Source organism: Streptomyces sp. NBC_00057 (assembly GCF_045041165.1).
Lineage (GTDB): Bacteria > Actinomycetota > Actinomycetes > Streptomycetales > Streptomycetaceae > Streptomyces.
Genome location: NZ_CP108256.1, coordinates 5,968,129 through 5,989,499, shown reverse-complemented (window position 1 = coordinate 5,989,499; position 21,371 = coordinate 5,968,129). Strand labels below are relative to the sequence as shown.

General features: G+C 69.2%; 18 protein-coding genes. 9 read left to right on the top strand and 9 right to left on the bottom strand.

The annotated features are described in order from the left end of the window. Window positions 1-18 precede the first annotated feature (18 nt). Window positions 19-3,777, bottom strand: a complete 3,759-nt coding sequence (locus OG953_RS28195; protein ID WP_405687760.1) for an ABC transporter ATP-binding protein — start codon at window positions 3,775-3,777, stop codon at window positions 19-21. A gap of 219 nt (window positions 3,778-3,996) precedes the next feature. Between OG953_RS28195 and OG953_RS28190 the strand changes: the two genes are divergently transcribed. From OG953_RS28190 to OG953_RS28175, 4 genes are all read left to right on the top strand, one after another. Continuing rightward, complete coding sequence (locus OG953_RS28190; protein ID WP_405687758.1) at window positions 3,997-4,425, top strand: type II toxin-antitoxin system RelE/ParE family toxin; 429 nt, start codon at window positions 3,997-3,999, stop codon at window positions 4,423-4,425. Between the two features lie 125 nt (window positions 4,426-4,550). Then, entirely contained in the window at window positions 4,551-4,904 is a 354-nt protein-coding gene (locus OG953_RS28185) for an antibiotic biosynthesis monooxygenase family protein (RefSeq protein ID WP_405687756.1), read from the top strand. Window positions 4,905-4,984: 80 nt separating this feature from the next. Beyond that, window positions 4,985-6,118 carry an IS630 family transposase gene (locus tag OG953_RS28180; protein WP_405687755.1) on the top strand — a complete coding sequence of 378 codons (1,134 nt, stop codon included), beginning with the start codon at window positions 4,985-4,987 and terminating at the stop codon, window positions 6,116-6,118. Between the two features lie 25 nt (window positions 6,119-6,143). Next, window positions 6,144-6,539: a helix-turn-helix domain-containing protein gene (locus OG953_RS28175; RefSeq protein ID WP_405687754.1), complete on the top strand. Its 396-nt coding sequence runs from the start codon at window positions 6,144-6,146 to the stop codon at window positions 6,537-6,539. 106 nt (window positions 6,540-6,645) lie between these two features. Here OG953_RS28175 and OG953_RS28170 read toward each other — a convergent pair whose 3' ends face one another. The 7 genes from OG953_RS28170 to OG953_RS28140 all read right to left on the bottom strand — a co-directional run bounded on the left by OG953_RS28170 (window position 6,646) and on the right by OG953_RS28140 (window position 16,267). Beyond that, entirely contained in the window at window positions 6,646-7,608 is a 963-nt protein-coding gene (locus OG953_RS28170) for a serine hydrolase (RefSeq protein WP_405687753.1), read from the bottom strand. A gap of 211 nt (window positions 7,609-7,819) precedes the next feature. After that, on the bottom strand, window positions 7,820-8,890 hold the full coding sequence (locus OG953_RS28165; protein ID WP_405687752.1) for a hypothetical protein: 1,071 nt from the start codon (window positions 8,888-8,890) through the stop codon (window positions 7,820-7,822). Between the two features lie 4 nt (window positions 8,891-8,894). Beyond that, window positions 8,895-11,219 carry a hypothetical protein gene (locus OG953_RS28160; protein WP_405687751.1) on the bottom strand — a complete coding sequence of 775 codons (2,325 nt, stop codon included), beginning with the start codon at window positions 11,217-11,219 and terminating at the stop codon, window positions 8,895-8,897. 32 nt (window positions 11,220-11,251) lie between these two features. Beyond that, a complete protein-coding gene (locus tag OG953_RS28155; protein WP_405687749.1) occupies window positions 11,252-11,749 on the bottom strand; it encodes a hypothetical protein in 498 nt (165 codons plus the stop codon). A gap of 278 nt (window positions 11,750-12,027) precedes the next feature. Further along, a complete protein-coding gene (locus OG953_RS28150) occupies window positions 12,028-13,713 on the bottom strand; it encodes a thiamine pyrophosphate-binding protein (RefSeq protein ID WP_405687747.1) in 1,686 nt (561 codons plus the stop codon). Then, window positions 13,710-14,678, bottom strand: coding sequence for an agmatinase (speB, locus tag OG953_RS28145; protein ID WP_266361380.1), 969 nt, complete (start codon window positions 14,676-14,678; stop codon window positions 13,710-13,712). Before speB ends, OG953_RS28150 begins: the two co-directional genes overlap by 4 nt. Window positions 14,679-14,800: 122 nt before the next feature. Then, complete coding sequence (locus OG953_RS28140) at window positions 14,801-16,267, bottom strand: sodium:solute symporter (protein ID WP_405687745.1); 1,467 nt, start codon at window positions 16,265-16,267, stop codon at window positions 14,801-14,803. A gap of 121 nt (window positions 16,268-16,388) precedes the next feature. Between OG953_RS28140 and OG953_RS28135 the strand changes: the two genes are divergently transcribed. The 3 genes from OG953_RS28135 (at window position 16,389) to OG953_RS28125 (ending at window position 18,619) form a co-directional block, all read left to right on the top strand. Further along, entirely contained in the window at window positions 16,389-17,873 is a 1,485-nt protein-coding gene (locus OG953_RS28135) for a PucR family transcriptional regulator (protein ID WP_405687743.1), read from the top strand. A gap of 97 nt (window positions 17,874-17,970) precedes the next feature. Beyond that, entirely contained in the window at window positions 17,971-18,327 is a 357-nt protein-coding gene (locus OG953_RS28130) for a hypothetical protein (RefSeq protein ID WP_405687741.1), read from the top strand. Between the two features lie 25 nt (window positions 18,328-18,352). Further along, window positions 18,353-18,619, top strand: coding sequence for a sulfurtransferase TusA family protein (locus OG953_RS28125; RefSeq protein ID WP_405692110.1), 267 nt, complete (start codon window positions 18,353-18,355; stop codon window positions 18,617-18,619). A 141-nt stretch (window positions 18,620-18,760) separates the two neighbouring features. On the opposite strand, the gene OG953_RS28120 is transcribed toward OG953_RS28125, so the two are convergent. Beyond that, window positions 18,761-19,291, bottom strand: coding sequence for a hypothetical protein (locus OG953_RS28120; RefSeq protein ID WP_405687740.1), 531 nt, complete (start codon window positions 19,289-19,291; stop codon window positions 18,761-18,763). Window positions 19,292-19,493: 202 nt separating this feature from the next. Between OG953_RS28120 and OG953_RS28115 the strand changes: the two genes are divergently transcribed. Both OG953_RS28115 and OG953_RS28110 read left to right on the top strand, forming a co-directional pair. Then, entirely contained in the window at window positions 19,494-19,919 is a 426-nt protein-coding gene (locus OG953_RS28115) for a hypothetical protein (RefSeq protein ID WP_405687738.1), read from the top strand. Window positions 19,920-20,659: 740 nt separating this feature from the next. Further along, a complete protein-coding gene (locus tag OG953_RS28110; RefSeq protein ID WP_405687736.1) occupies window positions 20,660-21,319 on the top strand; it encodes a hypothetical protein in 660 nt (219 codons plus the stop codon). Window positions 21,320-21,371: the final 52 nt, after the last annotated feature.

Here is a 21,371-nt window from a genome sequence, read left to right as displayed (position 1 = left end):
GGTGGACGGGCCCGGCTCTCACACCCCCGCGGGCTCGTCCTCCCCTATGAAGGTGCGCCACAGCACGGCGTAGTGCCCTTCCCGGGCGAGGAGTTCGTCGTGCGTGCCGTCCTCGACGACCCGGCCGTGGTCCATCACCACGACCCGGTCGGCGCGGGCGGCGGTCGTCAGCCGGTGGGCGACGACGAGGGTGGTACGGCGGCCGGTGAGCCGGTCGGTCGCCTGGTTGACCAGGGCCTCGCTGGCCAGGTCGAGGGAGGCGGTCGCCTCGTCGAGCAGCAGGACGTCCGGGTCGACGAGCTCGGCGCGGGCGAGTGCGATCAGCTGGCGCTGGCCGGCCGAGAGGTTGCGGCCCCGCTCGGCGACCTCGTGCAGATAGCCGCCGTCCAGGGTGGCGATCATGTCGTGGGCGCCGACCGACCGCGCCGCCGCCTCCACCTCGGCGTCCGTGGCCTCGGGCCGCCCGTACGCGATGGCGTCGCGGACCGTACCGGCGAAGAGGTAGGCCTCCTGCGGTACGACTCCGAGCCGGTGCCGGTACGCGGTGAGGTCGAGGCGGCGCAGATCGGTGCCGTCCGCCGTGACCCGGCCGCCCGTCGGGTCGTAGAACCGGGCGACGAGCTTGACGAGGGTGGACTTCCCTGCACCGGTCTCGCCGACGAACGCGACCGTCTGACCGGCCGGGATCCGCAGGTCGACACCGATGAGGGCTTCCTCGGCGTCGTCGCCGGAGCCGTATGCGAAGGACACGTCCTCGAAGGCGATCTCGCCGCGCAGCGACAGCACGTCCAGCGGTTCCTCCGGGGCGTCGGTGGAGGTCGGCTCCCGCAGGAGTTCCTGGATACGGCCGAGGGAGACGGTGGCCTGCTGGTAACCGTCGAAGACCTGGGAGAGCTGCTGCACCGGGGCGAAGAACAGGTCGATGTAGAGGAGGTACGCGACCAGCGCACCGGTGGTGAGCGTGCCGTTGTCGACCCGGCCCGCGCCCACGATCAGTACGGCCGCCGCGGCCACCGACGACAAGAGCTGCACGAACGGGAAGTAGACCGATATCAGCCACTGACCTCGGACCCTGGCCTCGCGGTAGTGGTCGCTGCGCCCCGCGAACCGGTCCGCGCCGTCGCGCTCGCGGCGGAACGCCTGCACGATCCGCAGCCCGGAGACGGACTCCTGGAGGTCGGCGTTGACGACGCTGATGCGTTCCCGGGCCAGCTCGTACGCCTTGACGCTCTTGCGGCGGAAGAAGAACGTACCGATGACCAGCGCCGGCAGCGTCGCGAAGACGACGAGGGCCAGCTGTACGTCGAGTACCAGCAGCGCGACCATGATGCCGAAGAACGTGACGACGGAGACGAAGGCCGTGACCAGGCCGGTCTGCAGGAACGTCGACAGCGCGTCCACGTCCGTCGTCATCCGGGTCATGATGCGGCCGGTCAGCTCGCGTTCGTAGTAGTCCAGGCCGAGCCGCTGGAGCTGCGCGAAGATCTTCAGCCGCAGTGAGTACAGCACCCGTTCGCCGGTGCGGCCCGTCATCCGGGTCTCACCGATCTGGGCCGCCCACTGCACGAGCACGACCACCAGGGCCAGCGCGGACGCCGCCCAGACGGCACCGAGTGCGAGCTGGGAGACGCCCTGGTCGATGCCGTGCCGGATCAGTACGGGCAGCAGGAGTCCGGCGCCCGCGTCCACCGCCACCAGCGCCAGGCTCACCAGGAGCGGCAGCCCGAAGCCGCGCAGCAGCCTGCGCAGCCCGTACGACTCCTCGGCGCGGACGGCCCGCGCCTCGTCGATGTCGGGTGTGTCGGTGGCGGGCGGCAGGGCCTCGACCTGGGCGAGCAGCTCGGGCGTCGCGGGCATGCCGGCCGCGCCGGTGTCGCGCGGCTCCTCCTTGCGGATCCACAGGTGGGGACTGATGCCGCGCTCGGCGTCGAACTCGGCGTCCAGTTCTTCCTGGAGCGCGCGGTCGTCCTCGGGGGTCGTGTCGGCGGCGGTGGTGGTCAGCCGCTGGTGTCCGGGCGAGGTGCCGCCCAGCTCGTCCGGGTCGGTGAGCAGCCGCCGGTAGAGCGCGGAGCGGCGCTCCAGCTCCTCGTGCGTACCGATGTCGGCGAGCCTGCCGTGCTCCAGGACGGCGATCCGGTCGGCGAGGCCGAGGGTGGAGCGGCGGTGGGCGATCAGGAGGGTCGTCCGCCCTGCCATCACCTGCCGCAGCGCCTCGTGGATCTCGTGCTCGACGCGGGCGTCGACGGCGGAGGTGGCGTCGTCGAGGAGGAGCAGCCGGGGGTCGGTGAGGATGGCGCGGGCGAGCGCGACGCGCTGGCGCTGGCCGCCGGAGAGGGTGAGTCCGTGCTCGCCGACCTTGGTGTCGTAGCCCTCGGGCAGCTCCGCGATGAACCGGTCGGCCTGGGCGGCGCGGGCCGCTTCCTCGATCTGTTCCTGGGTGGCGTCCGGGAATCCGTAGGCGATGTTGGCGCGGACGGTGTCGGAGAACAGGAAGCTGTCCTCCGGCACGAGGCCGATGGCGGCGCGCAGGGACTGCTGGGTCAGCTCGCGGACGTCGTGCCCGCCGACCAGGACGGCGCCGTGCGTCACGTCGTAGAAGCGGGGCAGCAGCAGCGAGACGGTGGACTTCCCGCTGCCGGACGCGCCGACGACGGCGACGGTCTCACCGGGCTCGATGGTCAGCGAGAAGCCGTCCAGGACGGGGCGCTCCTCGTCGTAGCCGAACCGTACGTCGTCGAACTCGACGCTCGCGGGGGCGTCGGCCGGGAGTTCCTTGGTGCCGTCCTTCATGGTCGGCTCGGTGTCGATCAGTTCCAGTACGCGCTCGACGCCTGCCCGGGCCTGCTGTCCGACGGTGAGGACCATGGCGAGCATCCGGACCGGGCCGACGAGCTGGGCGAGGTAGGTGGAGAACGCGACGAACGTGCCGAGGGTGATCTCACCCCGGGTGGCGAGCCAGCCGCCGAGGGCCAGCATCGCGACCTGACCGAGCGCGGGGACGGCCTGGAGGGCGGGGGTGTAGCGGGAGTTCAGCCGGATCGTCCGCAGCCGTCCGGCGAAGAGCCTGCGCCCGACCTCGCGCAGCTTGCCGGTCTCCTGCTCCTCCTGCCCGAACCCCTTGACGACCCGGACCCCGGAGACGGCCCCGTCGACGACTCCGGCGACGGCGGCGGCCTGCCCCTGGGCGTACCAGGTGGCGGGGAAGAGACGGGAGCGGGAGCGGCGGGCGATGAACCAGAGGGCGGGGGCGACCGCGATCGCGACCAGGGTGAGCAGCGGCGACAGCCACGCCATGATCACCAGGGAGATGATGAAGAGCAGCACGTTCCCGATGGTCATCGGGAGCATGAACAGAAGCCCCTGGATCAGCTGCAGGTCGCTGGTGGCGCGCCCGACGACCTGTCCGGTGGACAGCTCGTCCTGACGCCTCCCGTCCAGGCGGGTGATCGTCCCGTACATCTCGGTACGCAGGTCGTGCTGTACGTCGAGGGCGAGCCGGCCGCCGTAGTAGCGGCGGATGTACGTGGATATGTACACCAGCACGGCGGCGACCACGAGGAGTCCGGTCCAGACGGCCAGGGAACGCGTGTGGTCGCCGACGACGTCGTCGATGATCACCTTGGTGATCAGCGGGACGAGGGCCATCACCGCCATGCCGGCCAGCGACGAGCCGAGCGCCAGCAGCACATTGCGCCGGTAGCGCCATGCGTAGCCGCTCAGCCGCCGAGCCCAGCCCGGGGCCTGCGCCGTGCCCTCTGCGTCCCCTGCGTCCGTCACCGGTGCCTCCCGTTCGACCTGGTCTACCGGAAGGCACCAACGCGGTGGGCGGCGGATTTCATCCCGCCGTTACAAAGACGGGGCTTGCGGCGTAGGCCGGTCCGACGACCGGCCTACGACCGACTGCGTCAACCTGGCGAGGCCCCACCGACTCGTCCTGCTGAGACTTCACCGCCACTTCGAAGCGATATACATTGGCCCATATATACGTTGCTTCACATGGGTGACCTTTTCCTCATCGAGATCGAGCCGGAGGTCCGACTGTGGCCGACGAATCCGTCCGCAGCCGACTATGAACGAGCGGAGCACGCCGTCGGCCGGCTGGCACGGAGCGCGACCACGCTGAGCGAGCCGCGCTCACGGCACCTGGGTGACGGCGTGCGGGAGCTGAGGTTCGATCTGGGGCGCAGCCGCGAAGCCGTACGGATCTCGTACTGGCTCGTGCCCGATCGCCGCGTCGTGTTGCTGACCGTCTTCCGCAAGACGCGGCAGCGCGAGAATGCCGAGGTCGTTCGTGCCAGACGGGCGAAGGCCGTCTGCGAAGGCACAAGCCGGCACATGACGTGTTCAGCCGCGACGTCTAGTGCCGCATCAGCCAACGTTCGCCCTGGTGTTCCCCGTCCCTTGCGCCGTTCTGTGAGCCGGTAGGCTCGTGGCCGTTTCCGGGAGCTGGGGGAGAGCTCAGACGGCTTTGGTCAAGAGCCCGATCCCTCGTGTATCCCGTTCAGGAAAGACGCTGGATCGTTGGGCGCATCCCGCCTTACGGTGGCGCCATGAGCGATCACTCGGAAGCGCCTGTCGCGCCCGTCGAGGCCTATGAACCCCCCTACTACGTGGCTGTCTTCACTACGGTGCGAACCCAGGATCAGAGCGGCTACAGCGAGACCAACGCACGCATGGAAGACCTGGTGAAGGACGTCCCTGGGTTCCTGGGGATGGACCACGCGCAGACTCCCGGCGGGCTGGGCATCACCGTCGGGTACTTCCGCGACGCCGACGCCCTCACGGAGTGGCGGTGCAACGCCGAGCACCGCGCGGCGCAAAAGCGTGGGCAAGCCGAGTGGTACCAGAGCTATACGCTGCATGTGGCGAAAGTGGAGCGGAGCCACAGGTTCATGCGAGCGTAGGTCCTGCAGAGCCCGACAGCAGGCTGACCAACCGAAGTCACCTCCTGGTCCGGCAAGCGCCGTCCCGCCAGGCTGTCCGGGTGGCAGAACGAGTACGCGTCCGCGAGATCGATGACGACGAGGGCAAGCGCCTGCTGCGGATCATCCGCAGGGGCACCGGCTCGGTGGTGACCTGGCGGCGGGCCCAGATGGTGCTGCTGTCCGCCCAGGGCATGTTGGTGGCGAAGATCGCCGAAGTGACGTTCACCAGCGCGGACCGGGTCCGGGACGTGATCCACAACTTCAAGACCGCCGGATTCGACTCGCTCTACCCCAAGTGCAAGGGCGGGCGACCGAAGACCTTCACCCTGCCGGAACGCCGGGAGATCAAGAAGATCGCCACGTCTAAGCCGGTCGAGCACGGCCTGCCGTTCTCGACCTCGAGCCTGGCCAAACTGGCCGACTTCCTGGTCGCCGAGGGGGTGGTCGATGACATCAGCCACGAGGGCCTTCGGCTCCTGCTCCGCGAGGAGGGCGTGTCGTTTCAACGCGTGAAGACCTGGAAGACCTCCCGCGACCCCGACCACGCCGCCAAGAAGGCCCGCATCGAGCACCTCTATGCGATCGCCGACGGCGAGGTCATACCCGAGGACGGCGAACCGGACGTCGTCTTATGCCTCGACGAGTTCGGCCCGCTCAACCTCCAGCCCCACCCCGGGCGACAGTGGGCCGAGCGCGGCGGACGGCACAAGGACCCCGACCGGGAGCCCTGGCCCCGCCGACGGGCGACCTACACCCGCCCGCACGGGGTCAGGCATTTCTTCGCCGCCTACGACCTGGCCAAGGACAAGCTCTACGGCCACATCAAGCCGAAGAAGAATCGGACGAGGTTCCCGGAATTCTGCCGCTACCTGCGCAGCCTGCACCCGCCCGAGATCCGGATCGCGATCGTGCTCGACAATTTCTCCCCGCACCTGACCACGAAGAAGGACACCCGGGTCGGCGACTGGGCCGCAGCCAACAACATCGAGTTCGCCTACACACCGACCAACAGCTCCTGGCTGAACCGCATCGAGGCCCAGTTCACGGCCCTGCGCTACTGCGCACTGGACGGCACCGACCATGCCAGCCACAAGGAGCAGGGCAGCATGATCCGCCGCTACATCATCTGGCGGAACAGACATGCCGTCAACGAACAGCTCCGCGAGGTAGTTAACAGGGCGAACGTTGCCTGATGCGGCACTAGAAAGGAAGAGCAACGTGGTCAGTCACGCAGAGTGGAAGCTCGCCCGGGACCGGAAGGTCGCAGAAAGCATTTCGGAGGGGGACGACAGCGCCGAGAGTGCCGAGCGCGTGAGGCGGCGCCAGGAGCTCGATCTGGCCTGGGATCTCGGTCAGGCGGTCTACGATCGCCGTACCGAACTCGGCATCGCGCAGACCGAACTGGCACGGCGCGCCAGAATGACGCAGCCGCAGGTCTCCAAGCTGGAGCTCGGCGGCACGATGCCCACGGTGCCGCTGCTGGCCCGCCTGGCGCGGGCCATGGACTCCACGTTCAGCATGGAGCTCGACGGCGACACGATGCGTGTGGCGTTCACCGCCCGTGCGGGTTCCGGGGCGGAGGCAGATGCCGGTGCCCAGGCGGTCGGCGGCTGACCGATGCCCGGGGCCGAGGCCGGTCGGTCGCCGCAGTCCGCTGCGTCCTCGATCACCGAACGGGCATGCCGCGTCCGGCGATCGAGGACGGCCTCAGCCGCGTCCGCTACGGCTGCGGCGTCGCGGTGAGCATCCGTACCGCCGGTGCCTCCGGTACCGCGGGCACCGCTTCCTGCGGGGCGGCGGGCGGGGCGACCGTCGTCAACGCGCCGGCGGCCGGATTGAGGTCCTTGTGCACGGCGCGGGCGACGGCCTGAATGGTGTTGATGCCGTCGTTCATCGTCTTGTTGTCCTGGGTGAGCACGGTGATCGCGTAGTCGTGCCCCTTGCCCGTGAAGGCGCCGATGCTGTGCACCCGCCAGCCGTGGGTGGCGCGCGGCAGCCAGCCGTTCTTGACCTGGACGGTCACGCCGGACGGCGCACCGGCGGGCGTGCCCCAGCGCTGGGAGGAGACGACCTTGCGCATCAGGCCCAGTTCGTACGCCCGCGAGTTGTCGCTCAGCACGGAGTTCTTGGCGGTCAGCAGGGTCAGCAGCCGCTGCTCGTCCTGGGCTGTGATCTGGGTCAGCCCCCAGTAGCCACCGGAGCCGGGCACGGTGTGCGTCATCCCGGCGGCCTTCAGGAACGCCTTGACCTTGGTCACCCCGAGCTGCTTCCACAGGCTGGTGGTCGCGTTGTTGTCGGACTTGGTGATCATGGCGGTGGTGAGGTTGATCTCGCGCTGGGTGAGATAGCGGTTGTGCTTCTTGTTGTCCCAGAGCAGCGTCGCCAGCACGGTCGCCTTCACGACGCTGGCGGAGTCGTACTTCGTCGTCGCCCGCAAGGAGCAGTTCGTCCTGGTGGTCCGGTCGTAGAGCGCCACGGCCGTCGTCGACCTCCGCCCCTTGAGTGCGGCGGTGATGTCCTTCGACAGCTTGGCGGCCAGCCCCGCCTTGCCGGACGTGCAGCTCACCGCCGGCGTCGCGGCGGCGGCGGGCGAGGCGCCGAGCGCCACGGGTGCGAGCACGCCCGCGGCAAGCGCGACGGACAACGCGCCGCGCGTACGGCGGGTTGTGTGGGATCCAGTCATGAGGCTTTCCCGTCCCCTGAGTCATCTGTACGGGCGCGCCCCCGGCACACCCGACACGAATGACTCCCGGCCGACCGGAAAGTTGTACGGGACACGGGTCAATTGGCCAGGTCTTGACGCTCGGAGGCGGTGCCGACGATCCGTTCGGTGCCGTGGCGGATCGCGCCCCGGTCCGCCTCTCTTCACGCAGAACGTGCTGTGTGTGCGTGGTTCAGTCGGTCGGGAGCGTTCGGGGGGACGGGCAGCCATGGCGTTTCGCCGAGTTCTCGGCGAACGTCTTCAGTGCCGCCCGCTGGAGCTTCGGGTCCGCCGGGCGGAAGTCCTTCTTCTCCTCGTCGAACAGGGTCTCGACGCTGAACAGGGCAGCGCCGTCCTTGCAGGCCGAGGTCGTCCAGTACACCCCGTCCGTGCCGCCCGCCTCGGTGAGGAACCGCTTGCCGCGGACGGTCTCCAGGCGGGCTGCCTTCACGTAGGGCCCGTAGTAGGCGGACAGTTGGAAGAGCCGGGTGCCGGACGCGTCGGCGAGTACGCAGTCCTCGACCGGAGCAGGGCCGTCCGCGGCCGCCTCGTACGCGGACGACGCGATGCCCTTGCAGGTGCCGGTGGTCCGGCCGGCGGTCTTCAGGGTCCGGGTGGTGTCGTCGGGGACGGTGGTGATCCGGCCGCTTCCGGCCGGTCCGCTGGCGCAGTGCCACTGCTCGGCGGTCCGGTCGAGGGTGCCGGCCAGCGCGCGGGCCAGCCGGGCGCGCTGGTCCGGCTGGTCGAGCGCCGTGCCCGAGCCGTCGCGGACCGCGGTCATGACCACGGTGAGGCTGTCGCTCTCGCCCGGCCCGCAGGCCAGGGCCCCACTGGCCGCCGCCATCTGCGCCGACGTCTTCAGGATCGCCGGACGGCCGTTGCCGACCGGGGACATCAGCGTTCCGCCGATGTGCGGGCTGTCGCGCCGAAGAGTGCCGAGCAGCCTGGCGGGGGCCGCACCCCGGGTGATCTCCACCCGGAGCGACGCGTGGCCGTCGCCCGGGTCGGACACGGAACAGTGCGCCGGGTCCGCGCCCTTGCTGTGCAACCGGTCCGCGCCGAGCAGCGCCTTCAGCTCCGAGGTGTCCAGCAGACCGTCACAGGCCCGGTCCAGGGAACGGTCCGCCTGCCAGTCGTCGTAGCCACCGGTCGCGTAGAACACCCCTGCGCCGATGAGGGCGAGAGCCACCACGGCCGACGCACCGGTCATCAGCTTGCGGCGCATGCCGTGCGCGCCGCGCGCGCCGTCGTCCTGCGTACTCATGTGCTCAGTCCCTGCCCAGTACCGACAGCGCCGTCGTCCGTGCGGTGATGTACGTCTGAGACGCCTCGTCCCGCATGTTCTGCACTGCCTTGTCGTGCACGTAGTCCTTGCCGCGGCCGTCCGCCCACTGGTTGATCAGGTCGTGCGAGGCCATGTTCTTCGCCATCAGATCCTTGGTCGTCTCCGCCTTGGCGATCTGGTCGGCCTCGGCCTTGATGTCCTTCGACCATTCGTAGGTGGCGGCGTCGAGCACACGCTGAGCGGTGTCGCCGACCCCCGGGATCATGGTCAGCGGGGCGCCGCCGAGGTGGTACGTGTAGCGGGCCACGTCATCGGCCCACCCCTTCCGGTTGTCCCGGTCGTCGAGGATGATGTCGGCGCCGATGGCGTTGAGCGCGCCGAGGCCGGTCGCCGTCCGGCGCGCGGGCACGTCCCAGTTCTCGGTGCCGTGGCCGGGGCTGTCCGGCGCGTTGCCCAGCCCCTCCGCTGCCTGGAACCGCTCCGCCTCGTACAGCATGGCGAAGTCCTTGGGGTCCTCCGCCACCCCGCGGAGCATCCGGGTCAGCGCGGCCTGGCCGACGTTGAGATGGGCCCCGTCCTTGTCGGAGCGGATGTCCCCGCCCGACTCCCAGTCGTAGTCCGCCTCCTGGGCGAAGATGTTGTGCGTGTCCGGGGCGTAGTCGGCCAGGGCCCGGGCCAGCGGCGACTGCATGTTGCCGGGCACGCTCTCGGCGTTGTCGTGCCGGTCGAGAAGCGCGATGGTGTCCTGCATGACCCGGGTCTGTTCGAGGGTGTGATGGCCGTCGCGTCCGGTGTCCGAACCGGCCGGCGAGCCTGTCGATGCCGCCTCGATGACCGCGCCGAGACCGGACTTGGCGTCGGCGTCCTCGGTGTCGGCCGCGACGTAGTCGATGTTGCCGCGCCAGCCGGTGTTGTTCACCAGGTCCGTGTCGCGGTCCATCAGGTACTTCAGCCGGTCGTTGGTCCGGTGTTCGGCGTCGTCGCCGCCCGCGCCCGGGTCCAGGTAGCCGGTGGACGCCACGGGGTCCTTGCTCATGATCTGGAGGGAGCCGTCGACCGGGTCGTTGGCGAACCAGCCGTCGTCCTTGCCCTCGAACTCCCCGTACAGGTCCCAGATGTTCTTGTCCTTCTTCTCGGCCGCGATCATGTCGTCCGTGACGTCGGCCAGGAATTGCGGCGAGTAGTGGTCCCCCTGCTGCATCAGCGTGACCAGGCCCTGGTAGCCGCGGATCTGCTGGTCGTGGCCCCGGCCGATGGCGATCTTCTCGCCTGCGGCTTCGAGGTCGTACTGCTCGACGCCCGCCTTCTGCAGTCCCTTGCGCCAGTCGTTGTAGAACGAGGCGTCGTCCGACTTCGTCCAGGCGTCGAACTTCTCCCGGTACGCCTTGGACCCGTACGCGATCGGCTTGCCGTGCTCGTCCTTGAACTCCGGTACCCGGGTGGCCCCCGCGATCGTGTTCGCGAGCCCCTTCTCCAGGCCCAGGTAGTCCTTCTTGTTGCCGGTGTCGTCGAAGTACGCGAGATCGTTGAGCTTGTTCCCGAGCTGGATGGTCTTCTCGGGGCCGAGCGAGTCCAGCAGGGTCCGGCTGAACTCCTTGGTGTCGGCGTTGTCCCGGTACAGCCGATCCCATTCCGCGCGTTCGGCCGCCGAGAGCTTGTCGCCGTCCAGGAGCCGGTCCGCGTATTCCTTGGCCTCACGTGCCTCGTACAGCTCGATGTCGCCGAGGGCCTGCGTGTTGAACCCGTGCTGCGCCATGCCCGGCATGAGCTTCTCCAGGCCCGTCTTCACCCCGGCCGCCTTCCGGAACGCGAGCTGCGCCCCCTGGTCGGCGTCGTCGACCGCCTGCACGGCGTCCTTGATCCGCTTGGTCCAGGTCTGCTCCGCGGCCTTGCGCTTGCGTACGAAGTCCGAGTAGTCGGGGTCGTTGTGGTACTTCGCGGTCTTACTGAAGTCGTACGAGGCCTCGCCCTTGTCGTTGACCGACATGTCGTCCTCGACCGCTTTGGCGACCATGTCGGTGACCACCTTGCACAACGTCACGAACTGCCCGTGCGCGTCCCGCAGCAGCGAGGCCATGGCCTTCGCCTCGGTCTGCGCACCCTGCAACTGCGCCCGCGTCGCCTTGAACTGGGCGGAGGCCGAGCCGACCGCGAACCCTTGCCAACTGCCGTCCTCGGCCACCGGCTGGACCTGACCCTTGTACAGGTCCTCGACAGCCTTGAACGCCTTCGCCATCTCGTCCCACTTGCCTGCCGCCGTGGTCAGCGGATCCAGCTTGATCGTGACGACATCCTGGTACGTGAGCATCGTTGCCCCCCTTGCGATGTGCGGTGCGAGTGTCAGTCGGCGTTCGGTACGTACGGCCCGTAGACGGGCGGCGACTGCTGCCCGCCCGTCGGGTAGGAGCCTTGCGCGCCCGGCACGTACGGACCCTGGAGCAGCGGCCCCGTACCACCGATCTTCGACAACTCGCTGCCGACCTCGTGGTCGTTGAGGAGGTAGCTCCGCTTCGTCTGCTGGAGGGAGGCCTTGTCGTTGGCCAGTCGCGCCTGGAGGCTCTTCACCTGCAGGCCCCACTCCTCCAGCGCCTCCTTGAGCCCGGTCGCCGTGGCCCAGCCCTTGAACCCTGTCACCGCGCTGCCGGTGGACTCGTCGGCAACGATCCCTGCATTCCCCGTCTTGGGCTCTATTTCGGTCGACAGGGCCTTGATGGCTGCGGCCTTGCCCGCGTGGTTCGTCTTCAGATCGGCGTCCCCATTGTTGCCGCTCTCGCCGGTCCCGTTGAGCCGCATCGCCGCCTGGCTCTTGTGCCCGGCCCACTCCTCGTCGAACGACATTGCTTCCCCCGTGTCGGCCGGTTGATCGATACCCCCACCACACTACGCAAACGATCTGCTGAGCGGGGGCACGGGTTCCGCCTGTCCGTGGAGCCGGCCTCAGGTCCGGTTCGGCCCGGCCGGAACTCCCTGCCTCTTCCCGCGACGGGGAGAGGCAGGGAGTTCACCAAGCGCTTCCACCGGCCAATGATCACGTACGCATCGGAGCACGGCCCGTCGGTGGCACGAGCGGGCGGGCCCGCGGCCCGGGCTGCCGGGGTCACGGGCAGGCAGGCCTCCTACAGATGCGTCGGCTCGAACATCCTCAGCAGGGCCGGGAGCACGACCACCGAAGGGCCCGGCTCCGCGAAGGACTTCGCCAGGTCGTCGGCGAGCGACTCGGGGGTCGTGAGGACCGCCGGGACGCCGAAGGACCCGGCGAGGGCGACGAAGTCGGGGCGGGAGAGTTCCGTCGCCGTGGCCTCGCCGAAGGCGCCCGTCATGTATTCGCGCAGGATGCCGTAGCCGCCGTCGTCGACGATCAGCCAGGTGACCGGGAGGTCGTACTGGCGTGCCGTGGCCAGTTCCGCGATCGAGTACATCGCGCCGCCGTCGCCGGAGACCGCCAGGACCGGCTTCGTGCGGTCGGCGGCCGCCGCGCCGAGCGCGGCCGGGAAGCCGTAGCCGAGACCGCCCGCGCCCTGGGCCGAGTGCATGGTGTTCGGGTGGCGGGCGTCGAAGGCGGACCACGCCCAGTAGGCGAGGATCGTCATGTCCCAGAAGCTCGGGGACGTGTCGGGCAGCGCCTGGCGGACCGAGGCGATGAGCCGCTGTTCCAGGGTGAGTTCCTGGCCGGCGATCCTGTCCCGTACCGCTTCGATCACCCTGCGGACCCGGTCCGGCGCCGACGGATCCTCGCGGCGGTCGACCGCGTCGAGGAGGTCGGCCAGGGCTTCACGGGCGTCGGCGTGGATGCCGAGTGCGGGGTGGTTGGACTCCAGCTTGCCGGCGTCGGCCTCGATCTGGATGACACGACCGCGCGGGGCGAACGTGTGGTAGTTCGAGGAGAGTTCACCGAGCCCGGAGCCGATGACCAGCAGCACGTCGGCGGACTCCAGGAAGTCCGTCGTGTGGCGGTCCTCCAGCCAGGACTGGAGCGAGAGCGGGTGCTCCCACGGGAAGGCGCCCTTGCCGCCGAAGGTGGTGACGACCGGGGCGTCGAGCTTCTCCGCGAGCGCGAGCAGCTTGCCGGACGCGTCGGACCGTACGACTCCGCCGCCCGCGATGATCGCCGGACGCTCGGCCTTCGACAGCAGGTGCGCAGCCACGGCGGTCAGTTCGGGGCGGGGGTGCAGGACGGGCGGGGTGGCGTCCATCGCCGTGACGACGGGCAGGGTGGTCTCGGCGAGGAGTACGTCCTGCGGGATCTCGATCCAGACCGGGCCGTGCGGGGCGCTCAGCGCGGACTCCCAGGCGGCGGCGATCGCCGACGGGATCTGGGAGGCCGTACGGATGGTGTGGACCGACTTCACGATGTCGCGGAACGACGCCTTCTGGTCCCTCAGTTCGTGCAGGTAGCCATGGCGTCCGCCGCCCAGACCCGCGGTCGGGATCTGGCTGGAGATGGCCAGCACGGGAGCGGAGGCCGCCGCCGCCTCCTGGAGCGCGGCGAGGGAGGTGAGGGCACCCGGCCCGGTGGAGAGCAGCAGAGGCGCCACTTCCCCGGTGATGCGGCCGTACGCGTCGGCGGCGAAGCCCGCGTTGTTCTCGACGCGCAGCCCGACGTACGAGAGGGAGGAGCGGCGCAGCGCGTCGAACATGCCCAGCGCGTGCTGGCCGGGCAGGCCGAAGACGGTGGTCGCGCCGAGGCCCTGGAGGGTCTCGACGACGAGGTCGCCGCCGTTGCGTCCGCCAGGGGGGTTCAGGGCGGCCGCGATCTGCTCGGGGGTGAGCTGCGGCCGCTCGTCGTGGTGGTCGTGACTCACTTCGTGCGGGCCTCTGCGATCTGGCGGGACATGATCGTCGTCAGTTCGTACGCCGTGTGGGAGGCGGCGACGGAGGTGATCTCGGCGTGGTCGTACGCGGGGGCGACCTCGACCAGGTCGGCGGAGACCAGGTTGCAGGAGGACAGCCCGCGGACGATCTCCAGGAGTTCGCGGGAGGTCAGACCGCCGGCCTCGGGGGTGCCGGTGCCGGGGGCGTGCGCCGGGTCCAGGACGTCGATGTCGATGGAGATGTAGAGCGGCCGGTCGCCGATGCGCTGGCGCAGCTGGTCGGCGACCTCGTCGACACCGCGGCGCATGACGTCGGCGGAGGTGACGATGCCGAAGCCCATCTTCGCGTCGTCGTCCAGGTCCTGCTTGCCGTAGAGCGGGCCGCGGGTGCCGACGTGGGAGAGGGCGGAGGTGTCGAGGATGCCCTCCTCGACGGCCCGGCGGAACGGGGTTCCGTGGGTGTACTCGGCGCCGAAGTAGGTGTCCCAGGTGTCGAGGTGTGCGTCGAAGTGGAGCAGGGCGACCGGACCGTGCTTCTTCGCGACGGAACGCAGCAGCGGCAGCGCGATGGTGTGGTCGCCGCCGAGCGTCATCAGGCGGGCGCCGGTGGAGAGGAGGTCGTCGGCGGCGGCCTCGATCGTCTCGACGGCCTCGTTGATGTTGAACGGGTTCGCGGCGATGTCACCGGCGTCGGCGACCTGTGCGAGGGCGAACGGCGAGGCGTCCTGCGCCGGGTTGTACGGGCGCAGCAGGCGCGACGCCTCACGGATCGCGTTGCCGCCGAAGCGGGCACCGGGACGGTAGGAGACCCCCGTGTCGAAGGGCACGCCGACGACGGCGACATCCGCGGCGGGGACCTCGTCGAGGCGGGGCAGCCGGGCGAACGTCGCGGGTCCGGCATACCGCGGGACGCGGGAGGAGTCGATCGGACCGCGCGGCGTTTCGTTGCTGCTCATGGGGGTGCCTTTCTTGTTGCGATGCGTGGTGACGCGTGGTGACGCGGGATGCTGCGTGCTTTGTGGGCGTTCGTACGATATTCGAAATCAAGCCCGTCCGGCGCGTGCGGACAATGCCGGTCTTACGCAGTGACCGGCTCCGGGGCAGTCTCCGTGTTCTCGGCGCCCCGCCCCGCCAGCCGCTCGCGCCAGGCGGCCAGCACAGCCGCGTCGGTCGGCTTCGTGGCCAGCGAGACGATCACGTACACCACGAGCGAGGACAGCAGGCCGTAGTAGACCGGTTCGTTGGCGAGGATTCCGTACGACGCCATCAGGCCGATCACCGCGAGGCCACCGACGGCCACCGAGGCCAGCGCACCGGCCGCCGTGCCCCGGCGCCACAGCAGACCGCCCAGGATCGGCACCAGCAGCCCGCCGACGAGCAGGTTGTACGCGACGGTCAGAGCCTCGACCACGTCGTTGAGCGCGATGGCGATGGCGATGACGGCGACACCCATGATGAGGATGAAGGCCCGGTTGCCCCTCACCTCGTCGTGTTCCTCGCCGCCGCCCCGCGACACCACGCCCCGCAGCCGGGACCAGATGTCGTTGTTGGCGACGGTGGCGCAGGCGATCAGCGCACCGGAGGACGTGGACATCACCGCGGCCAGTGCGGCGGCCAGGACCAGCCCTCGTACACCCACCGGCAGTTCGTCCTTGACGATGGTGGCGAACGCGGCGTCCGCGCTGGGCAGCTTCGGGTACAGGACCTTGGCGGCGGTGCCGATGACGGCGCCGGCGATCGCGTACACGAGACAGTACGTACCGGCGACCGTGCCGCCCCAGCGCGCCGTCCGGTCGCTCTTCGCGGTGAACACCCGCTGCCAGATGTCCTGGCCGATCAGCATGCCGAAGGTGTAGATCAGCACATACGTGAAGATCGTCTCGCCGCCGATGCCCAGCGGGTCGAAGTACTCGGTGGGCAGCTTGGCCTTCATCTCGCTGAAGCCACCCGCCTTGATCACCGCGATGGGGAGCAGGAGCAGCAGCACACCGATGGTCTTGACGACGAACTGCACCATGTCGGTGAGCGTGATCGACCACATGCCGCCGAGCGTCGAGTACGCGACGACGATGGCGCCGCCGAGGATGATCGCGACGGTCCGGTTCATGTCGAACAGGACGTCGAAGATGGTGGCGTACGCGATGGTCGAGGTGACCGCGAGCATCAGTGTGTACGCCCACATGACGAGACCGGAGATGAGCCCGGCCCGGCCGCCGTAGCGCAGGTCGAGCATCTCGGAGACGGTGTAGACCTTCAGCCGGGCGATGCGCGCCGAGAAGAAGACGGACAGGGCGAGCAGTCCGAGGCCGATGGCGAAGACCATCCAGGCGCCGGAGAGTCCGTACTGGTAGCCGAGGCCGACGCCGCCGATGGTGGAAGCGCCGCCGAGGACGATGGCAGCCATCGTGCCGGAGTACATCCAGGGGCCGAGGCGGCGACCCGCCACCAGGAATTCGCTCTTGGACTTGGCGCGGCGCATGCCCCACCAGCCCATGGCGAGCATGCCGGCCAGATAGACGATGATCACCGCGTAGTCGACAGCCATGGGCTTCCTCCGTTTCAGTCATCTGCGCACGTCGTATGTGGTGAAGACGGTAGGTGGCCCACAAGCAACGCTGAAGTGTACGTTTCATCCATAATTGAAGTCACTGATGGATGGACTATCCATGCCTGAAGCCTTGGCCGGGCTCACCCCGCCCGCTCCCCCCTCTCCTTCCGCTCCTCCCACTCCCCCGATCCCGCTCACCGAGCTGCTCGCCCGCGAGGAACTCGGGCTGCACCGGATCGCGGGGCCGGCCGAGGCGGATCTGCTGTGGGTGCACACCTCGGAGATGGCCGACCCGTACCCGTATCTGCTCGGCGGTGAGCTGCTGCTGAGCGCCGGGGTGCTGCTCAAGGACCCGGACGCCTATGTGGCCCGGCTGGTGGAGGCGGGGGCGGCGGCGCTCGGTTTCGGGGTGGCGCCGGTGTTCGACACGGTGCCGCAGGCACTGATCGAGGCGTGCGACCGGCATGGTCTGCCGCTGGTGGAGGTGCCACCCGAGACCCCGTTCACGGCGATCGCCCGGGCGGTGTGGCGGCTGATGGCCGAGGCCCGGCATCGCGAGCTGCGCCGGGTGACCCGCGCCCAGCAGGCCCTGGCCACGGCGGCGGCCCGGCCCGACCCGATCCCCGCGGTGCTGCACCAGCTGGCGGCCCAGCTGGAGGGCCGGGCGGTGCTGCTCTCCGCGGACGGCGAGGAGCTGCACGCGGCGGGCCGCCGCCCGGCCCCCGACATCGGGGCGGCGCTGGCCCGGCTCACCCGGGTGGTCTCCGCCGTGACGCGTCACGCCCCGTCGTCCGCCACCGACACGTTGCGGGACGCGCACCTGTCCGCGTACGCACTGGGTGGCGGCCAGGGCCTCGTCCTGGCGCTGGCGACGGACCGGCGCGAGGCGGGCAACCACACGATCGCCGGGGTCGCGGTCGTCCTGCTCTCCCTGCTGGCCGCCCCGCATCAGGGGGCCGACGCGGCGGGCCGGTCGGCCGCGCTCGTACGGATGCTGCTGGGCGCGGACCCGCAGGATGTCGCCCCGCTGCTCGGTGGCGCCGAGCAGTGGACGGTGGTGCACGCGCGCCGCAGCGGCGACGGCCCGGTCGACCCGCTGACCGCCGGCGCACTGGGCGCCGCTCTGGGCTCGGCCCTGGTCGACGCGGGCCGGGGCGGCGACGCCGTCAGGGTGCTGATCCCCGGCGGCGACCGGATCACCCCGCAGCCCGGTTGGACGCTCGGCGCCTCCGCCCCCGCACCCATCACGGCCCTCGACCTCGCCGACGGCCAGGCATCCCGCGCCCTGGGCCGAGCCGTGGCCACCCGCACCCCACTGGCCCACCACCACACCGACACCGGAACAGGCCTGGCCGCCCTGATCCCCCCGGCCCAGGCCGAGGCCCACGCCCGCGCCCTCCTCGCCCCGCTCACCGAACCCCTGACCGAGACCCTGCGCTGCTGGCTGAGCCTCCACGGCAGCTGGGACCGCACGGCAACGGCCCTCCAGGTCCACCGCAACACGGTCCGCCAACGCATCACCCGCTGCACGACGCTGCTGGACGCGGACCTGGACGACATGGACGTACGGACGGAACTGTGGTTCGCGCTGCGGGTGCGGTGAGCCGTCGGCACTCCTGACGTACCGACACCACGACGCCGGCCGCCGCTTCGGAGGCCGACCCTGCCACTGCCGCACCTGAGCCATACGGGAGCACAACATGCACAACAACGCCATGAACATCGAACTGCTGGTCGTGCCCGACTGCCCGAACACCCGGACCGCCGCCGACCGTCTCCATCAGGAGCTCGACAGGCTGGGCCTGCACGATGTGACGTGCCGGACCCGCACCATCACCAGCCAGGCCGAGGCGGAGGCCGCGCACTTCACCGGCTCGCCCACGATCCTGATCGACGGACGCGACCCCTTCGCCGAGCCCGGCCGGGCCCCGGGACTGACCTGCCGCATGTACCGGACCCCGGAGGGCCTGGCCGGCATGCCGACGGCCGACCAGCTGCGCCAAGCCCTGGCCGACGCCCTCCGGGACGAGCCCGTGGCGCGTCACCCGGACCGGTGAGCTCCGACCTGACGCCCCGCCGGACATCACCGTTGATGGCACCGGACTGCTGTGCGTCACGCTCCTGCTGCGTCTCCGCAAGCGGATCGAGGGGACGCCGCCGGGCACCGTGGTGCACGTGATCGCGACGGATCCGGCCGCACCCCTCGACCTGCCGGCCTGGTGCCACATGGTCGGCCACGACTACCTGGGCCCGGTACCCGGCGAACGCCCGGTGTACGCGCTCCGGCTGGCCGCAGACGCCCGTCCCACCCTTCCTGACGCACCCTGGCACCCTGCCCCGACTCCGTGACCTCAGGTCTGCTCGATGGCGAAACCGGAGGGATCCTCCAGGACGGCCCGGACCGGTCAGGCGACGGAATGGGTGATCGTGCCGGTGTACTGGCCGACGGCTGCGGTGGTGGGCACGGTGACGACCAGAGTGGGATTCCAGCTACAGCTCTCGGTCGCGGTCGCTCCCGAGTGGGAGAAGGCCTTGCGAGCCGCGTCGAGAGTGACTTGTTCGGCAGCAGTCGTCCGTCTGGGGGTGGCATGCGTCGTTGCCCGAGTCGGCGGTGACGGGTCCGGACCAGTAGGCGATGTTGCCGGTGGCAATGCTGCCGCCTGCGGTGGTCAGGGCGGTCGCGGTCACCGTGACGTCCCACTGTGATACATCGCTTCCTGTGACCGCGATGGTCCCCAGTTGCGCACTGTGGGTACTGCCGACCGAGGCACCGCCCAGGTTGGCGGTCGTCGGCACGGTGATGGTCAGACTTGGCTGTGCCAGGGCCCGCGTGGGGGGCGGCTTCGCCCGGCGGGAGGACGGGCCGCTGCCCTGCGGTGTATTCGCAGTGGTGGGAGCGGCTCCCGGCCCGGCTGCCTCCGCGCTCGGTGTGCCCGTGGCCGGCGCGGAGGCGGATGGTGTCGGTGAGGGCTGGATGACCGCCGTGAACAGGACGGCGGTGTGCAGGATACGGGTGTGCACGAATGTCCGTCGGCGCCTTGGTGTGTGAGGTCAGGAGGCGGGTGTTCCGGCCGCGTTTGCGTACGGCGAGTGCGAGCAGACCGAGGGCGACAAGGGTTGCGGCGCCTGCTGCCCAGAGCGCGCGGCCGGAACCGGCGGTGATCACGGCGCGCACGGGTCTGCCGTCCCCGGTATCGGGGAAGGAGAGGTGCCCGGCGGCGGTGTGTTCCAGGAGACCGCTGCGCAGGGTGACTTCCGACGTCCGCGGCCCCTTGGGGACGCTGGTGCCGAGGGTGAAGGTGATTTCTCCGGTTTCGCCGGTGGCGAGTGTGGGGCCTTGGTTGCTGGTGAAGGGGCCTGCGGCCAGGCCGCCCGGGCCGTTCTTCAGCATCAGCTTGCCGGTGATGTCCACAGCCCGCGCCCCGGTGTTGCGTACCTGGGCGCACAGTTGGGGCAGGCCACCGCGATTGCGTGCGGGAATGAGGTTGGTGATGCGGAAGTCGGAGGGCTGTTCGCCACCAGGGCCGATGTCCAGGTAGACGCGGGTGCCGACGCGCAGGACCATGCACGCAGACACACGGATGGTCCATTCGGTGGGGCCTTCCCTGTGATGATGGAAAGCATTCATGTTTTATTACTGACCCGTTGACACTCTTCGACGTCCTGGATCAGTCATTGGAGCGAGGCGTTGTTTGTCGAGTTGCCCACGGCGCTCACGCTCCGGAATCACGCCGAGGTCGACTCGCAGGACGTGCCCGTAGCAATCCAGGAGCGTTCCAGGACAGGTGAGTTCGCCACTGCACCTCACACACGGGCGAGCGGAGAGAGCGCTTCACGCAGGCCGTGCCGGGCCGAGACAAAGAGTCCTTGCCGTGCCGGGCCGAGTGCCTTCACCCGCGCGGACGGCGGCTGTGGCACGGTCGGACGCTGGCGTCATTACCGCAGCCCGAGGCAGGGCAGCCAGTCGCGTGAGGCGTTGTGGTCGGCGGTGAGGAGGACGGGGCGATGTCACCGGCTTCGGAGGCATCGACAGACCGCTGATTAGCTGCATGACCACGAACTTCTTCGCAGGTCGGGAGGCTCTTCGTAATGTGGATGTCGCGATCGGTGCCGTGAGACAGCCGAGTGGGAACGACCAGAGGACGAATGTGGTCGACGTCCTCACACGCCCCAGGTCGCCAACGCCACGCTATCGATGCACCGGTCCGACCTCCAGATGGCGACGCATCCCCTCCTCACCCAGGACGTGACGCCCACCCGCCCAACTGCGGCAGCGCGCCCTGAGCGGCACAGCCCGATCCGAGCAACAGTTCGGAAATCTCCGACCTGATGAGCCGAACCGGTACGCCTAGCTAGTTCGCCCAGGATGAGCCCTGACATAATGCCAGCATGATCAATCCAGCATCTATCAATTTGGCCGACTTTCTTGCGAATTGGTACGGCTCACCAGATTTGCCACCAGATCCGCTTCCTGCCGAATATGACTGGCTACCCACACCTCTCAAAGAGTGGCACAGACTCTCCTCGCAATGGGATAGACCTCTCGCGCGCCACAACAGGATGATCCCACTCGAGCGAATCAAACTAGTGAACCGTAAAGCCATTTTCCTGGAAGAGGAATCCCAAGAATGGAGATCAGCATTCGATTCCGAGAATCCAGACATCGTCTACGAAGGCGAAATCGGCGAGGAGTGGAAACGGAGCGCAGAGACACTTTCAGAAACCATCAAACACCACGCCGTGCAGGAGATCACCACAACTGCGCGATTCCAGCAATATTGCAGCGAGTTGAGGATTGATCGACTCACGCACGTCCTCGCACCCTTGGAACAGGTTGGATTCGGCGGATGGCGCTGGCACGATAATCCAAATTGTCGAATTTTCATGAATGAAACCATCGTTGCAACGATCGATCCCTTCGAGAATATTCGATACCCCCAATTCAATAAACCCGGGTACGCAACCGCGCGGGTAGCAAGCAACGACCTCCGAGATTTGTCCTATCTGGACGAGATCCAAGAAATAGAATGGCGGAAGATTCAACTTTAAGCACCGTCACCAAAATGAAATGCCCCGGAGATTCACTCACCGAGGCATTTCA

What these genes read in the sequence shown, in the direction of transcription:
- OG953_RS28190 (WP_405687758.1), top strand. Translation starts at nt 3,997, where the DNA reads ATGGGTGACCTTTTCCTCATCGAGATCGAGCCGGAGGTCCGACTGTGG.
- OG953_RS28185 (WP_405687756.1), top strand. Translation starts at nt 4,551, where the DNA reads ATGAGCGATCACTCGGAAGCGCCTGTCGCGCCCGTCGAGGCCTATGAA.
- OG953_RS28170 (WP_405687753.1), bottom strand. Translation starts at nt 7,608, where the DNA reads ATGACTGGATCCCACACAACCCGCCGTACGCGCGGCGCGTTGTCCGTC.
- OG953_RS28165 (WP_405687752.1), bottom strand. Translation starts at nt 8,890, where the DNA reads ATGAGTACGCAGGACGACGGCGCGCGCGGCGCGCACGGCATGCGCCGC.
- OG953_RS28160 (WP_405687751.1), bottom strand. Translation starts at nt 11,219, where the DNA reads ATGCTCACGTACCAGGATGTCGTCACGATCAAGCTGGATCCGCTGACC.
- OG953_RS28155 (WP_405687749.1), bottom strand. Translation starts at nt 11,749, where the DNA reads ATGTCGTTCGACGAGGAGTGGGCCGGGCACAAGAGCCAGGCGGCGATG.
- speB (WP_266361380.1), bottom strand. Translation starts at nt 14,678, where the DNA reads ATGAGCAGCAACGAAACGCCGCGCGGTCCGATCGACTCCTCCCGCGTC.
- OG953_RS28140 (WP_405687745.1), bottom strand. Translation starts at nt 16,267, where the DNA reads ATGGCTGTCGACTACGCGGTGATCATCGTCTATCTGGCCGGCATGCTC.
- OG953_RS28135 (WP_405687743.1), top strand. Translation starts at nt 16,389, where the DNA reads ATGCCTGAAGCCTTGGCCGGGCTCACCCCGCCCGCTCCCCCCTCTCCT.
- OG953_RS28130 (WP_405687741.1), top strand. Translation starts at nt 17,971, where the DNA reads ATGCACAACAACGCCATGAACATCGAACTGCTGGTCGTGCCCGACTGC.
- OG953_RS28110 (WP_405687736.1), top strand. Translation starts at nt 20,660, where the DNA reads ATGATCAATCCAGCATCTATCAATTTGGCCGACTTTCTTGCGAATTGG.